Consider the following 13,802-nt stretch of genomic DNA (forward strand, 5'->3'; position numbering starts at 1 on the left):
GTGACACGACGATGAAGCCATGCCTGCTGGTCCTGATACGGCTTCCCGCTGAAGACCTCGCCGGGTTTGGCGAACAGTTCGACGTGATCTACGCGCCCGATGCGGATGCGCGCGCCAAAGCGGTCGCGGAACGCGGCAAGGACGTGCGCGTGGTGCTCACCAACGGCACGACGGGCCTCACCGCCGACGAAATCGACCGCATGCCCGCGCTCGAACTGGCGGGCGCGCTCGGCGCGGGCTACGAGAACATCGCACTCGATCACGCCCGCGAGCGTGGCATCGCGCTGTGCAATGGCGCGGGCGTCAATGCCGACTGCGTCGCCGACCACGCGCTCGCGCTCCTGCTCGCGGCCGTGCGCGCCGTGCCGCAGTTCGATGCCGCCTGCCGCACCGGCGTCTGGCGCGACGCGCTGCCCATGCGCCCCACGGTCACGGGGCGGCGGCTCGGCATCGTCGGCTACGGGCATATCGGCGAGAAGGTCGCGCGGCGCGCGGCGGGCTTCGGCATGGAGCTCGGCTATCACAACCGCAAGCCGCGCGAGGGCGCTCAGGCGCGCTATTTCGAGAGCGTGATGGCGCTCGCGCAATGGAGCGACTTTCTCGTGATCGCGACGCCGGGCGGCGCGCAAACGAAGCATCTGATCGACCGCGACGTGATCGATGCACTGGGGCCGCAGGGCTTTCTCGTCAACGTGTCGCGCGGCAGCGTGGTCGATACGGCCGCGCTCGCCCTCGCGCTGAAGGCGGGAACGCTGGGCGGCGCGGGGCTCGACGTCTACGAGGGCGAGCCGCAGCCGCCCGCCGCGCTCATCGGGTTAGACAACATCGTGCTCACGCCGCACGTGGCCGGCGCGTCGCCCGACGTGCGCACCGCCACGGTGCGCCACTTCGCCGAAAACGCGGCGCGGCACTTCGCGGGCGAGGCGCTGCTCACGCCGCTTTGAAGGCCGGCGTTGGGCGGTTTTAGCGCCCGCGTGCGCCGCCCCGTGTATGCCACCGTGCACCGACGCCCGCAGCGCATGACGTATCATTCCTCCTGTGCGAGCCAAAATCGCTGTTCGAGCGGCCGCTAGTGACCACCACGGCCATGAACCTGGCGCGACACCCTGCCCGTTTTGCAGATCCGGGCCGTGACGCCAGGGCGGTGATATCGAAGGCTCAAAAATGAAAACGCTGATTGGCGCGCTGCACGAGCACGTGGCCCACGTGGTGAACCGCTTCTACGAGGAGCTGGGCCGCTTGCCCAAATCCCGCCGCATCCTCGAAATGCTTTCGGCTGCGGAACTCGCGCACCTCAAGGCGCGGCAGATCCAGAATCTGCTTGCCCTCGCCAGCCTCGGCCTGACCGCGCGCGAGCACGAGGACATGGCGCAGCGCATCGGCCGCATTCATTCCATCGTCGGGCTCGACAAGGAAGAACTCGTGCGCAGCCGCGGCATTCTTCAGGAGCTGATCTACGCGGACGTCGGCCGAACCGTGAGCACGCAACAACTCTCGCTCTACGCGCGCCGCCTGACCACCGACCTCGCGTGGCAGCTCAAGGCGTATCAGGCCGTCCAGGACTCGCAGCAGGAGGCGCTGTTGCGCATCACGCGTCTGGTGTGGGAGGCGGGCAGCTACACGAATTTCATCGACCAGGTCATTGCCGCGCTGGCGGCGCACGACGAAGTGAGCGCCTGCACCATCGGCCGTCCCGACGAAGCGGGCATTTTTCACTTCGAGGCCGGCGCGGGCGGCAAGACGGAAGGCGGCATGCTCAACGTGCTTGCCGCGCACGATCGGGAAATCAGCGTGCGCGCCGATCATCCGCAAGGGCAGGGCGCCATCGGGCGCGCGTGGCGCAGCGGCAAGCCCGAGCGCGTCGTCAACTATCAGACGGATCCGCTCGTCGCGCCGTGGCGCGATCTCGCGGCGCGCGAGGGCGTGCGCTCTTCGGTGGCGATTCCGCTGGCCGCGCCCGGACAGCCGCCGCTCGCCGTGTTGAGTCTGTATAGCGCGTTTCCGGGCGGCTTCGTCGGGCCCGATCAGGTAGCCTTCGTCGATTTGCTGCAAACGCTGCTCGGCTGTGCCGCGACGCGTATCGCCGGCAACGACGGCCTGAGCGCCGCCGTGCCGGTGAGCGTGCGCCAGCATTGGGCGGCGCTCGTGCGTACCGGCGCGCTGGAAATGCACTATCAGCCGCTGCTCAGCCTCGCCACGGGCAAGGCGACCAAGGTCGAAGCGCTGGCGCGTCTGCGCGACGGCGAGCGCCTGCTCGTGCCCGACGTGTTTCTCTCGGCGCTCTCCTCCGACGATCTGCTCGCGCTCTTCGCACGCGGCATCGAGCAGGCGCTCGCCGACCGCGAGCGCTGGTGCGCCCAGGGCCGCGATCTCGACGTGGCGATCAACCTGCCGCCGGCGGCGCTCAACGACATCCGCTATTTCGAGGCCACCCGCACCGCGCTGGCCGCGCACCGTTGCCCAGCTGAGCGCCTCACGCTGGAAGTTCTGGAGAACGAAGCACTGTCGCTGAGCCAGGGACAGCGCGCCATTCTCGCGAAGTTCCGCGAGCTGGGCGTGCTGCTCGCGCAGGACGATCTCGGCGCCGGGCATAGCGGCCTCACGCGGCTGCGGGAATTGCCGTTCGACTGGATCAAGCTCGACCGCGAGATGGTGAAGGTGAGCGGCGGCGACGCGCTCAGTACGCTGCGCGTGATCTATCAGTTGACGCGCCTCGGCCATTCGCTAGGCAGGCGCGTGCTTGCGGAAGGCGTCGATACGCTCGACCTCCTTCGCGCGCTCGCCATTCTCGGCGTGGACGGCGCGCAGGGCTATGGCATCGCGAAGCCGATGGAAGGCACACGCCTCATCGAATGGCTCGACACGACGCCGGCCTTCGTCGCGACCGCGAACGTCGAAAGCGGCGCCGGAACGGAAGGCCTCCTGGCGCGGCTCGCCCGCTTCGTGAACTGGGAAGAGCGCATGCTCATGATCGCGGCGGTGCCCGAAGCGGCGCAAAACCTCTTGCGCGCCTTGACGCGCGAAGAGGGCGAGGGCGGCAGCACGCCGCTCGCGCAGTCGCTGGCGGGCTTCGGCGATATTCTGCCGGCCGGCGCGCAACGCGATGCGCTGCACCGGGAGGTGGTCGGCGCGCTGCTGACCGAAGGCCCGAACAGCGAAGCGTGGCGCGTTGCGCTGAACGGGCTGATAGCGGCGGTAGCGGCGGCCGTGTAGCAGAGCGTTAGTCCTGCAACGCCAGCGCCACGTCGCTTTGGGTGGCCGACGACTGCTTGCGCTGCAGCACCGCGATGCACACGAGCGAAATGGCCGCGAGCGCGCTATAGAACAGCGCCAGCGGCCACCACTGACCCGGATAGTCATGCGCGAGCAGCGTGCCGACGAGGGGCGTGAGGCCGCCCGCGAGCGCCGCGCAACACTGGTAGGAGATCGAAATCGCCGAGTAGCGCACGCGCACCGGGAACGCATTCGTCATGAAGCCCGCCATCACCGCGTACGAGCTGCACATGCACATCACCGCAGTCGCAATGCCGACCACGATGGCGACCGGCCGGCCGGTTGAGACGAGCACGAACATCGGGTATGGCGAAATCATGGCCAGCGCGGCGGCCAGCACGAGGAAGCGACCGGCGCCCACGCGCTGGGCAAACCAGCCGGAAAAGAGCTGAGTAAAAAGCTGGATGAACGCGACGACGAACAGGCAATCCAGAATCAGCCCGCGGTCGAGCCCGAGCGTTTGGGTCGTGTAGTTGAGCATGAAGGTGTTGACGAACCACGCGCCCGCCACGCCGATCACATTCGCGCCGAGACACAGCAGCACGGCGCGCCACGAATCGCGCAGCACTTCGACGATCGGCATCGCGGCGGTGCGGCGCTGCGTCCGGATCGCCTCGAATTCCGGCGACTCGCCCACGCCCGAGCGGATCAGCAGGCCCACCACGAGCAGCACCGCGCTCGCGATGAACGGCAAGCGCCAGCCCCAGGCAAAGAGCGCGTCCCGGTCGAGATGCGCGACGATGCGAAACGCCAGCAGCGCGAGAATGAGGCCTGCCGGGCTGCCGAGTTGCGCAAACGAGGCGAGAAACGTGCGCTTTTCCTTGGGCGCATGCTCGCCGGCCATGAGCACTGCGCCGCCCCATTCGCCGCCGATCGCAATGCCTTGCGCCACGCGCAGCAGCACGAGGAGCGCCGGGGCGAGCGCGCCGGCGCTCGCATAGGTCGGCAAAAAGCCGATGCCCACGGTGCCGACGCCCATGATCGACAGCGTCGCGACGAGCGCCTTCTTGCGGCCGATACGGTCGCCCAAATGCCCGAACACGAGCCCGCCGAAGGGGCGCGCGAAGAAGCCCACGGCGAAGGTGCCGAACGAGGCGAGCGTGCTGTAGAACGGCTCGTGGGAGGGGAAGAAGAGCTTGCCGAAGATGAGCGCCGAAGCGGTGGCGTAGATATAAAAGTCGTACCACTCGATGGTGGTGCCGACAAAGGCGGCGAGCGAAGCGCGCGCGGGCTGGCGCGCAGGGGTAGTGCCGGGGCGGGTCATGCTTGTCTCCTGGATCGGGGTGAGCCGGCTTGGGCCGGTCTGTATTCCGTTGGGGTGGGATGGAACGCTAGGCGCTTGGCGTCGTTTCGGGATCCTTGACAATGCCGGCTTCGAAGAGCCGTTGCTGCATATCGGCGTCGATGCCTAGCGCATCCATCACGGCACGCGTGTCGGCGCCGAGCGCGGGCGGGCGCGTGCGATAGGTCGGCGGCGTGCGCGAGAGCTTCACGGGCGCGCCGGTGCCGCGATAGCCGTCCATCTCGACGATCATGCGGCGGTGCTGCGTGTGCGGATGCGCAGCCACGGCGTCGACGGTCTGCACGGGGCCGCACGGCACGCCGGCCCGGATCAGGTCGCGCGCGAGCGGCTCGCAGTCGTGCGCGGCAAGCCGCGCTTCGAGCGCGGCCTTGAGTTCCGGCCGATGCGCGCAGCGGCTGCGGTTGTCGGCGAAACGCGGGTCGTCGGCGAGGCCGGGCACGCCCAGGTGCGCACAGAGCTTCGCGAACTGGCGGTCGTTGCCCACCGCGAGGAAGATGGGCGCGCTACCCGTCGCGTAGCTGTCGTACGGCGCGATGTTCGGGTGCGCGTTGCCGCTGCGCTGCGGCGTGCGGCCATTGCCGAAATAGTTCGGCAGATGCGGATGCAGGAGCGACACGCCGCAATCGTAAAGCGCGATATCCACCGACTGCCCGAGGCCGCTATTTTCACGCTCGGCCAGCGCGAGCAGGATGCCGGCGAGCGCGTTCAGCCCCGTGACCATGTCCACGATCGGCAGGCCGATGCGCAGCGCGGGGCCGTCGTGCTCGCCGTTCACGCTCATCAGGCCCGCCATCGCTTGAATCGCGGCGTCGTAGCCGGGCAGGCCGCCGAGCGGGCCGTCCGGACCGAAGCCCGAAATTGCGCAGTGAATCAGGCGGGGAAAACGGGGACGCAGATCGCGCTCGTAGTCCATGCCCCAGCGCGCGAGCGTGCCCGGCTTGAAGTTTTCGACCAGCGCGTCCGCGCCTTCGAGCAGCCGCCACAGAATCGCGCGACCCTCTTCGCGCGAGAGGTCGACGGCGATGCCCTGCTTGTTGCGGTTCACGCCAACGTAGTACGACGCCGTATCGCCGACGAAGGGTGGGCCCCAGCCGCGCGTTTCGTCGCCGTCGGGCGGTTCGAGCTTGATGACTTCGGCGCCGTGATCGGCGAGCGCCTGGGTGCAGTACGGACCGCCCAGCACGCGGCTCAGATCGATCACGCGCAGGCCATGCAGCGCGCCGTGCACCGGGGTTGATGCGGATTCCTGAGTTGTATTCATCGCGCGTCGCCTCGATGTGCCGGAATCAGTTGCATGGCTTGCTCGAGCGTCAACGCTCGTTCGTCCACGAGCGCACGCAGCGTCGCGGCGTTTTCGTCGCGTTCGTCGAGCGCGAGCGGGTCGCGCGGCAGCAGCTTGTGGCGCAAGAGCAGATGCGCGAAGGCGAGGCGCCGGTAATCCGCGGCGTCGTGCGAAATCTGCGCGGCTTCGCAGGCCATCAGGGCCGCCGTCGTGGCGTGATAGAGCGCGCTCGCGGCCTGGCGCACCGATTCGTCGCGGCCGCATTCGGCCACGCTCACGAGCGCAGCGCCCGCGCGGTCGAACACGTCGCGCAGGAGCGCGGTACTTGCTTCGGGCAGGCCGCTTTGCGCAAGCTCCGCGTGCACGTGCTGCGTGAGCGCCTCGAGCGCGCCTTCGCGCTTCGCCGCACGCGCGACGTCGAGCGCGACGATATTGCTCGTGCCTTCCCAGATCGAGCCGAGATGCGCGTCGCGCACGAGGCGCGGGTCGCTCCACTCCTCGATATAGCCCACGCCGCCGCGCACTTCCATGGCGTCGCCGGTGACGCGGCGCGCGTCGCGGCAGGCGCGGAACTTGATGAGCGGCGTGAGAACGCGCACGCACTTCGCCGCGAGCGCGTCGCCGGCATCGGCGCTCGCGAGCAGCGTGGCGATGCGCAGGAACATCGAGCGCGCCTGTTCGGCGGGCAGCATCATCTTGAGCAATTGACGCTGCATCAGCGGCATTTCGATGAGCTTGCGGCCGAACGCTTCGCGGTTGCGCGCGACGTGCAGCGCCTCGGTCACGGCGCGGCGCATGAGGCCCGCCGCGCGCACGCCGTTCGACAGCCGCGACATGTTGATCATGTCCGCCATCTGATGAAAGCCGCGGCCCACCTCGCCGATCAGGTACGCCTGCGCGCCTTCGAGCACGATCTCGCCGCTCGCCATCGAGCGGCTGCCGAGCTTGTCCTTCAGGCGCACGATGCGATAGGCGTTGCGCGTGCCGTCGGGGAGCGTCTTCGGCAGCAGGAACAGTGCGAGGCCCTTGATGCCGGGCGGCGCGTCGTCGGGGCGCGCCAGCACCATCGCGAGATCGGCGTCGGCGTTCGAGCAGAACCACTTGTCGCCGTAAAGACGCCACACGTCCTCGCCATTCGCGTCGCGCTCACGCGTGGCGCGCGTGGCGATGCGCGCCACGTCCGAACCCGCTGCCTGCTCGGTCATGAACATCGCGCCCTGATAGAGCGTGTCGAAGTCCTGCGAGGCGAGCATCGGCAAGTAGCGCGCAACGAGGTCGGGCGAGCCGAAGCGGCGCAGCGTGCGCGTGAGCGAGTCGGTCATGCTCACCGGGCAGCACAGGCCGAATTCGGCCTGCACGAACAAAAACGTGAGCGCGTATTTGACGAGCGGCGCGGGCGCGTTCTCGCGATGGCTCATGGCCGCGAGGCCGAGCTCCGCGTAGGCGACGCGTTCGAGCGCCACGTAGTCGGGATGCTTGTCGATGCGCTGGATCGCTTCGCCGCTGCGCGTGCGCGCCTCGAGCGCGGGCGGGTGCTTGTCGGCGACGAGCGCGAGCGTGTCGAGTTCGTCGGAGGCGCGCTGGCCGAGCGCGACGAGCCGCGTTTCGAGCGCGCCGAATGCGGCATCGCCGAGATAGCTGCGCAAAAGGGGCGCGAGACCGGGGTCGCTCGTGTAGAAGTTGATGCCGCGGCTATCGGGGATGTTGGCCGAACCGCTTGCCGGGACGGCCTGCGAGGCCTGTGCGGACTGGGTGGCGAAGGCGGGGCGATCGCTCATCGTGTGCTGTCTCCATGCTGTTTTGCTCTGCGATTCGGCGTAGCTTAGGCGCGGCTTCGATAACGGTCCAATACAACCGATGTCATGTACGATAAACGCCATCTATCGATAACACGCCGAAGGAGGCCGCCATGGAACTCAAGCAACTGCGCTATTTCGTGGCGGTAGCCGAAGAGCTGCACTTCGGGCGCGCGGCGCGCCGGCTCTTCATTTCGCAGCCGGCGCTGAGCTTCGACATCCGCAAGTTCGAGGAGCAGCTAGGCGTGCAACTGCTCGAACGCACCAACAAGGCCGTCGCGCTGACCAACGCGGGCAACGTGCTGCTCGAAGAGGCGCGGCGGCTGCTGGAGCAGGCCGACGAAGTGCGGCGCATCGCGGCGCGCTCCGCGCACGGGCTGGCGGGGCGGCTGCGCATCGGTTTCGTCAATTCGATGCTGTATCGCGGGCTGCCGGAGGCGGTGCGGCGTTTCGAGGCCGATCATCGCGCCGTGGAAGTGGTGCTGCGCGAGATGAACACGGCCGAGCAGGTGCAGGCGCTGCAGCGCCTGCAGATCGATCTCGGCTTTGCGCATTGGGGGCGCTTTCCGGCCGAGGTGCAATCGGAGCGGCTGTTTGCCGAGCCGTTTCTCTGCTGTCTGCCGGAAGGGCATAAGCTCGCGCGCAGGCGCCGTATCGAACTGGGCACGCTCGCGCGCGAACCGTTCATCCTGTTCCCGCGCTCGGTGTCGCCGCATTATCACGACCAGATCATCGCGACCTGCGTGGAGGCCGGATTCAGCCCGCAGATTCGCCATGAAGCGCGGCTCTGGCAGACCGTCGTGACGATGGTGGAGTTCGGCATGGGCGTCGCGCTCGTCCCCGCCGCGCTCGGGGCGGCGGGTGGCGGGCGCGTGGTATTCCGCCCATTGACCAGCAATCCTTATGAATCGCAAGTGCTAAGACTCGTGCGCAGTGGCGAGGCGAATGCGTTGGCGCAGGGGTTTGCGGACTACCTTGGGGATGGGAGGAAAGTTCTGCCCCTGACAAAGCCGTAAGCCAGGCAACGACTTTATTGGGCAAATCTCATGCCTTCGTTGCGCTTTTCGCGGGCCTCGACAGCAGGAATCTTGCTGGCCCAGACCGGCAGCGGCCGTCCGTAAAGACAGATTTACGAACATGTGGCCGTTGTGTACTTTTCGGTCATCCGGGGCCTATGCTCATACACGCCTCATTCAAGCGTTTCTCGGCCAGGCCTCATCAAAATTCCAGGAGACATCAGTGCTGAGCCCTCACGAATTTGCGACGCTCATGTTGGTCAAGTCATCGCCTGACCAGATCGACATGGACCGCGAGGACCTCGACACGCTGCTCGAGCAACAGCTCGTGGCACTCGAGCGCCTGGCCACGGGTGTGCCGCGTCCGCGTGTGACGGAGGAAGGCGAATCCCTGCTGCAGGCCATGGCGCGAAAACGTTGACCGGCACACGGTCGACGCGCCTTGTCGTGCCGCTTCCGGCATGACGTTCCAACAACGCGATGCTGCCAGCCGATGACCCGGCGGAAAGGCGCTCGCTCACGCCAATTCAATTCATTCAGGAGACGACCGATCATGCAAGTCCAGGAGATGGCTGCAAGCGCACAGCGTGTCAATCTCGATGTCGCCTATGGTCTGGCCGCCGCGATGGTCGAGGGCATCGGCAAGCTCGTCGAACTCAACGCGCAGTTCACGCGAGCGACGCTGAAAGAAGCGTCGGCGTTGGCGCAGAGCACGGTGGACAATCCGCAGGACTGGGTGACCCTTCAGGGCGCGCTCGGCGCCCCGCTGGCCGAGAGGGTCCAGTCTTATAACCGCGAGTTTCTCGGCATCATGTCGTCGGCGCAGGCCGAAGTGCTCAGAGCGGCTCAGGTGGAAGGGCAAGAATGTATGCAGCGGGCCCAGACGTTCTTCGACGAAGCGACCCGCAACGCGCCGGCTGGCTCCGAGGCGGCGGTGGCGGCATTCAATTCCGCGATGACGGCGGCCAATACGCTGTACCAGACGCTAGGGAACACGGGGCAGCAGGCCGTCGAAGTCGCGCAAAGCAACTTCAACGTGGTGGTCGATGCGGCGTCGAAGAACGCGAGGCGTGCGCTTGCACCGGAACAGCAGGCGGCCAGGCGATAGCTGGCATGCGCGGTCGGCCGCGTAAGTCGGCTGCAATCTTGACTAGAATGGGAATAGCCGTCCGTGATGAAACGGTCGCGGGAGATGACATGGCAGGTTCCCAGCTCAATGGTGGCGCGCTCGAGAGGGAATTCGATCTTGCCCTGGAATTGCTCGAGGCAAGATCCGCCGTACTCGAACGCGTCATACTCCGCTATTCGGCCGACTCTCCTCAGGCCAACGAGGCGCGCAAAGCCTGTGATCTCGCCAGGGTGGTCCTGCGTTCGTGTGAACTTCGGCTGCGAAGCCAGGGGATTGCACGGCAATTGACGCGTCGCCGTCTTGTCGCCGTCGTGGTTTTCAGCAACTCCGATTTGTTCAGGAAATCGCTGACCGTATTGCTTCGCGCGGAAGGCTATCACGCGAACTCCGTAAGTACGCTCCAGGAGCTGGAGCGCGCCATCGAGGATCAGCAGCCCGCCGCGGTGATCATCTACCCGGAGCAGGTGGCGTGGCGCGCCCCATTGTTCGTCGAGGAAGTGGTCAGCGTCGCGCCGCTGGTGCCGATCCTCATGCTGGCATGCGGCAGGCCGGCATCGATCACAGGGCCGTCTGCCTGCCCGGGTGTCCACAATATCGATACGGTCCACGAGTTGGTCGCGAGGCTGGACCAGGTGACGGCAAGCGGGCGCATTACCGAAAGCCTGCAGTCATAGGGCTTCCTCAGCGCTTTCTCGAGCGCGTCGCCGTGTTCAACCACACGTCCCGATCTCACCGCACGCCGTGCAGAAGTCGCAGCCGTCCTTGCGGATCACCGCGTTCGCCCCGCACGACCCGCACTTGCGGCCGAGCATCGCGTGGGCAAACGCGTGCTGGGTATCGGCGGGCAGCGCGTTGTCGCCGTCGAGCACCTGGTCGCCGGGCTGTTCCGCGCCGGCCCGCGCGTTGCCGGTGAATTGCGCGGCCAGTGCACCGTCACGCCGCTGCGCGAGCAGCCGCGACGGCACCTGCCGCCCCTCGGCATCGAGAAAGCCGCGCCGGTGCAGGATCTGCTGGATCGCGTAGGCGATGGCCGCGACCTCGGAGTCGTGCCACAGCGGAATGCGCCGGCCGTCCAGACGCTGCGTCTCGCCGTAGCGCACCTGGCCGCGATCCCACGACACCTTGCGCAAGTCCTGCAGATTGCGCGCGACGAAGCCGCCGCGCGCCGCGAGCGAGAGCGAACGCATGGTCGCCGTGATCCATTGCTGCTGCTCGTCGCGCTGGCCCACGGGGATGAAGAATTCGATGGGCCGCTCGATCGTCACCGCTTCGCCGCCCACCTGGCCCGTCACTTCGAGAAACGACACCGCCACGTAGAGCGAGACCTTGCCCGTCTGCGTGATGTATTCGATCTTCTCGATCACGGCCGGCAGCTCGCCCTTGGGCCGATGGTCGATCGCCACGCGCAGCGGGTCGAGCAGGGCGTCGCCGAGCGCGTCGTCGGCCGTTGCCGCCGCTTCGGGAGGCAGCGTTTGCAGCACCGCGCCGAGCGTCTCGTTCGGGCGGTAGGTCGCGAGTCCCTTGAGGCCGCGCCGCCATGCGTCGAGATAGAGGTTTTCGAAGTCCTCGAACGGATAGTCGGCGGGCACGTTGACGGTCTTCGAGATCGACGTGTCGACGTACGGCTGCACGGCCGCCATCATCGCCACGTGTTCCTGCGCGCTCATTTCCAGCGCGCTCACGAAGTACGCGGGCAGCGCGCTCACGTCGCCGCCCAGTTCGCGGAACACACGCCACGCGTGGTCTTCGACGTTGAACGTTTCGCGGCTGCCGTCGGCCATGCGGCGCGTGCGCTGGTAGGTCCACGAGAACGCGGGCTCGATGCCGTTCGAGACGTTGTCGGCGAACGCGAGGCTCACCGTGCCCGTGGGCGCGATGGACAGCAGATGGCTGTTGCGGATGCCGTGCGCGCGGATCTCGCCCTTGAGGTCGTCGGGCAGGCGCGAGGCGAAGGTGCCTTCTTCGAGGTACGTCCTCGCGTCGAAGAGCGGAAACGCGCCGCGCTCGCGCGCGAGTTCGACGGAGGCGCGATAGGCGGCGTCGCGCATCGTGCGCCCCACGCGCGCGCCGAATTCGCAGCCTTCGGGCGAGTTGTAGCGGATGCCGAGCATCACGAGCGTGTCGCCGAGTCCCGTGAAGCCCACGCCGATACGCCGCTTGGCCGCCGCCTCCGCCTGCTGCTCGGGCAGCGGCCAGAGCGTCGCGTCGAGCACGTCGTCGAGAAAGCGCACCTGGGTGCCCGTGCGAACGGCGAGTTGATTCCAGTCGAAATCTGCCTTGCCGCCGCGCATCTGCGCGAACGGGTCGATCACGAAGCGGGTGAGGTCGAGCGGTCCGAGGTTGCAGCAACCGTACGCGGGCAGCGGCTGCTCGCCGCACGGGTTGGTCGCGCGGATCGATTCGAGCGCGCGCAGGTTGTTGTCCTCGTTCATGCGCGAGATGAACACCACGCCCGGCTCGGCCACGTCGTAGGTCGAGCGCATGATCGCGTCCCACAGCGCGCGGGCGCGCGTCTCGGCGTAGACCCACAGGCCGTCGTCGCGGCGCCGCAGGTCGCCCGAGGCGCGCAGCGCGGGCGAGGGCTCGGCGCGATGCACGAGCTGCCAGGGCGCGTCGTTTTCCACGGCGCGCATGAATTCGTCGGTCACCGCGACCGAGACGTTGAAGTTGTTCCAGCGCCCCTTCGAATGCTTGGCCTCGATGAATTCGGGCAGGTCGGGGTGATCGCAGTCGAGCACGGCCATCTGCGCGCCGCGCCGGGCACCTGCGCTTTCCACGGTGCGGCACGAGGCGTCGAACACGTCGATGTAGCTGCACGGCCCCGATGCGCTCGATCCCGTCGAATGCACGAACGCGCCGCGCGGCCGGATCGCCGAGAAGTTGTAGCCCACGCCGCCGCCGCGCCGCATGGTCTCGGCGGCCTGCAGCAGCGCGACGTAGATGCCGGGGCGGCCTTCGGCGTCCATGCCCTGGATGCTGTCGCCGACCGGCTGCACGAAGCAGTTGATCAGCGTGGCTTCGATGCCGGCGCCCGCCGCGCTCATGATCCGCCCCGCGCCCAGCGCGCCGTTGCGCAGATTGTCGACGAAACGCGCCTCGACCTCGGCGCGCAGCGCGGGCGGCTCGACCTGCGCGACGCCGCGCGCGACGCGGCGGTAGACGTCGTCGGCGGTCTGCTCGTCGCCTTTGGCGTACTTCTCGAGCATCACGTCGAGCGAGAACTGCTGCGGGGGAAACGGAAGCGGGGGCGTGTTTTCTGCCATGGCCGGGCCTCGCGAAGCGCCGCGCGGGAGGCGGCGGTTGAAGGGCGTTGGAAGGGCGGCGGCTGCGCCGCGACCGTTCAACCTTACCCCAGCGGCGCGCGGCGTGCACGGCGACGCGAGCACGCATGCGGCGGCGCCGGAGCCTGCCGGCGTCGCGGCGCACGAGGCGGGTCTGCAGTTACACTGCTCCCGCTTGCATGCGGGCACCGAATGTGGAGACGCGAGGGGAGACTGGATGACGAACGAAACGGCGCCCGTGGTCTACCGCGACACGGTGCGCGCGGAGTGGGTCGATTACAACGGCCATCTGCGCGACGCGTTCTACATGCTGATCTACAGCTACGCGACCGACGCGCTGCTCGACGCCATCGGGCTCGACGCGGCGGCGCGCGAGGCGCGCGGGCGGTCGATGTACACGCTGGAGGCGCACCTGAACTATCTCCGCGAGATCAAGGAGGGTGCGCCGGTGCGCGTCGACGTCCGGGTGATCGAGCACGACGCGAAACGCGTGCGCCTGTATCTGGAGATGTTCGCGGGCGATTTTGACGAAGCGGGCGGCTCGCCCGTCTCGGCGAGCGAGCAGTTGCTCTTGCACGTGGACCGCTCGGGCCCGCACGCGGCGGCCTTCGACGCCGATGTGCTCGCGCGCGTGGCGGCGTTGTGCGCCGCCTCGGCGGGCTTCGCGCCGCGGCATGCCGCGCGGGCTATCTCGCTCGCGCCTCGTTGAGGCCGCGGGCGAC

The 13,802-nt window shown here is 67.9% G+C and carries 11 protein-coding genes; 7 read left to right on the forward strand and 4 right to left on the reverse strand.

Annotated elements, in window-relative coordinates:
- Positions 1-11 precede the first annotated feature (11 nt).
- Positions 12-944, forward strand: coding sequence for a 2-hydroxyacid dehydrogenase (locus tag AB4Y40_RS22510; protein ID WP_368689634.1), 933 nt, complete (start codon positions 12-14; stop codon positions 942-944).
- Positions 945-1,164: 220 nt separating this feature from the next.
- Positions 1,165-3,213, forward strand: a complete 2,049-nt coding sequence (locus tag AB4Y40_RS22515) for an EAL domain-containing protein (RefSeq protein ID WP_368689635.1) — start codon at positions 1,165-1,167, stop codon at positions 3,211-3,213.
- Positions 3,214-3,220: 7 nt separating this feature from the next.
- Here the strand turns inward: AB4Y40_RS22515 and AB4Y40_RS22520 are convergent, their stop codons facing one another.
- The 3 genes from AB4Y40_RS22520 to AB4Y40_RS22530 all read right to left on the reverse strand — a co-directional run bounded on the left by AB4Y40_RS22520 (position 3,221) and on the right by AB4Y40_RS22530 (position 7,636).
- A complete protein-coding gene (locus tag AB4Y40_RS22520; protein WP_368689636.1) occupies positions 3,221-4,537 on the reverse strand; it encodes an MFS transporter in 1,317 nt (438 codons plus the stop codon).
- Between the two features lie 67 nt (positions 4,538-4,604).
- Positions 4,605-5,837, reverse strand: a complete 1,233-nt coding sequence (locus AB4Y40_RS22525; RefSeq protein ID WP_368689637.1) for a CaiB/BaiF CoA transferase family protein — start codon at positions 5,835-5,837, stop codon at positions 4,605-4,607.
- Positions 5,834-7,636, reverse strand: a complete 1,803-nt coding sequence (locus AB4Y40_RS22530; protein WP_368689638.1) for an acyl-CoA dehydrogenase family protein — start codon at positions 7,634-7,636, stop codon at positions 5,834-5,836. The genes AB4Y40_RS22525 and AB4Y40_RS22530 overlap by 4 nt, the downstream gene beginning before the upstream one ends.
- Positions 7,637-7,767: 131 nt before the next feature.
- On the opposite strand from AB4Y40_RS22530, the gene AB4Y40_RS22535 reads away from it, so the two are divergent.
- The 4 genes from AB4Y40_RS22535 to AB4Y40_RS22550 all read left to right on the forward strand — a co-directional run bounded on the left by AB4Y40_RS22535 (position 7,768) and on the right by AB4Y40_RS22550 (position 10,473).
- Complete coding sequence (locus AB4Y40_RS22535; RefSeq protein ID WP_368689639.1) at positions 7,768-8,670, forward strand: LysR family transcriptional regulator; 903 nt, start codon at positions 7,768-7,770, stop codon at positions 8,668-8,670.
- A gap of 223 nt (positions 8,671-8,893) precedes the next feature.
- Positions 8,894-9,091, forward strand: a complete 198-nt coding sequence (locus AB4Y40_RS22540; RefSeq protein ID WP_368689640.1) for a hypothetical protein — start codon at positions 8,894-8,896, stop codon at positions 9,089-9,091.
- Between the two features lie 132 nt (positions 9,092-9,223).
- Positions 9,224-9,778 (forward strand): TIGR01841 family phasin, encoded by a 555-nt coding sequence (phaP, locus tag AB4Y40_RS22545; RefSeq protein WP_368689641.1) that lies wholly within the window; start codon positions 9,224-9,226, stop codon positions 9,776-9,778.
- A gap of 89 nt (positions 9,779-9,867) precedes the next feature.
- A complete protein-coding gene (locus AB4Y40_RS22550) occupies positions 9,868-10,473 on the forward strand; it encodes a hypothetical protein (protein WP_368689642.1) in 606 nt (201 codons plus the stop codon).
- A gap of 36 nt (positions 10,474-10,509) precedes the next feature.
- On the opposite strand, the gene AB4Y40_RS22555 is transcribed toward AB4Y40_RS22550, so the two are convergent.
- Positions 10,510-13,062, reverse strand: a complete 2,553-nt coding sequence (locus AB4Y40_RS22555; RefSeq protein WP_368689643.1) for an adenosylcobalamin-dependent ribonucleoside-diphosphate reductase — start codon at positions 13,060-13,062, stop codon at positions 10,510-10,512.
- A 235-nt stretch (positions 13,063-13,297) separates the two neighbouring features.
- Between AB4Y40_RS22555 and AB4Y40_RS22560 the strand changes: the two genes are divergently transcribed.
- On the forward strand, positions 13,298-13,789 hold the full coding sequence (locus AB4Y40_RS22560) for a thioesterase family protein (protein ID WP_368689644.1): 492 nt from the start codon (positions 13,298-13,300) through the stop codon (positions 13,787-13,789).
- Positions 13,790-13,802 lie beyond the last annotated feature (13 nt).

The organism is Paraburkholderia sp. EG287B (assembly GCF_040965595.1).
In the GTDB taxonomy this organism is placed as follows: domain Bacteria; phylum Pseudomonadota; class Gammaproteobacteria; order Burkholderiales; family Burkholderiaceae; genus Paraburkholderia.

What these genes read in the sequence shown, in the direction of transcription:
- AB4Y40_RS22510 (WP_368689634.1), top strand. Translation starts at nt 12, where the DNA reads ATGAAGCCATGCCTGCTGGTCCTGATACGGCTTCCCGCTGAAGACCTC.
- AB4Y40_RS22515 (WP_368689635.1), top strand. Translation starts at nt 1,165, where the DNA reads ATGAAAACGCTGATTGGCGCGCTGCACGAGCACGTGGCCCACGTGGTG.
- AB4Y40_RS22520 (WP_368689636.1), bottom strand. Translation starts at nt 4,537, where the DNA reads ATGACCCGCCCCGGCACTACCCCTGCGCGCCAGCCCGCGCGCGCTTCG.
- AB4Y40_RS22525 (WP_368689637.1), bottom strand. Translation starts at nt 5,837, where the DNA reads ATGAATACAACTCAGGAATCCGCATCAACCCCGGTGCACGGCGCGCTG.
- AB4Y40_RS22530 (WP_368689638.1), bottom strand. Translation starts at nt 7,636, where the DNA reads ATGAGCGATCGCCCCGCCTTCGCCACCCAGTCCGCACAGGCCTCGCAG.
- AB4Y40_RS22535 (WP_368689639.1), top strand. Translation starts at nt 7,768, where the DNA reads ATGGAACTCAAGCAACTGCGCTATTTCGTGGCGGTAGCCGAAGAGCTG.
- phaP (WP_368689641.1), top strand. Translation starts at nt 9,224, where the DNA reads ATGCAAGTCCAGGAGATGGCTGCAAGCGCACAGCGTGTCAATCTCGAT.
- AB4Y40_RS22550 (WP_368689642.1), top strand. Translation starts at nt 9,868, where the DNA reads ATGGCAGGTTCCCAGCTCAATGGTGGCGCGCTCGAGAGGGAATTCGAT.
- AB4Y40_RS22555 (WP_368689643.1), bottom strand. Translation starts at nt 13,062, where the DNA reads ATGGCAGAAAACACGCCCCCGCTTCCGTTTCCCCCGCAGCAGTTCTCG.
- AB4Y40_RS22560 (WP_368689644.1), top strand. Translation starts at nt 13,298, where the DNA reads ATGACGAACGAAACGGCGCCCGTGGTCTACCGCGACACGGTGCGCGCG.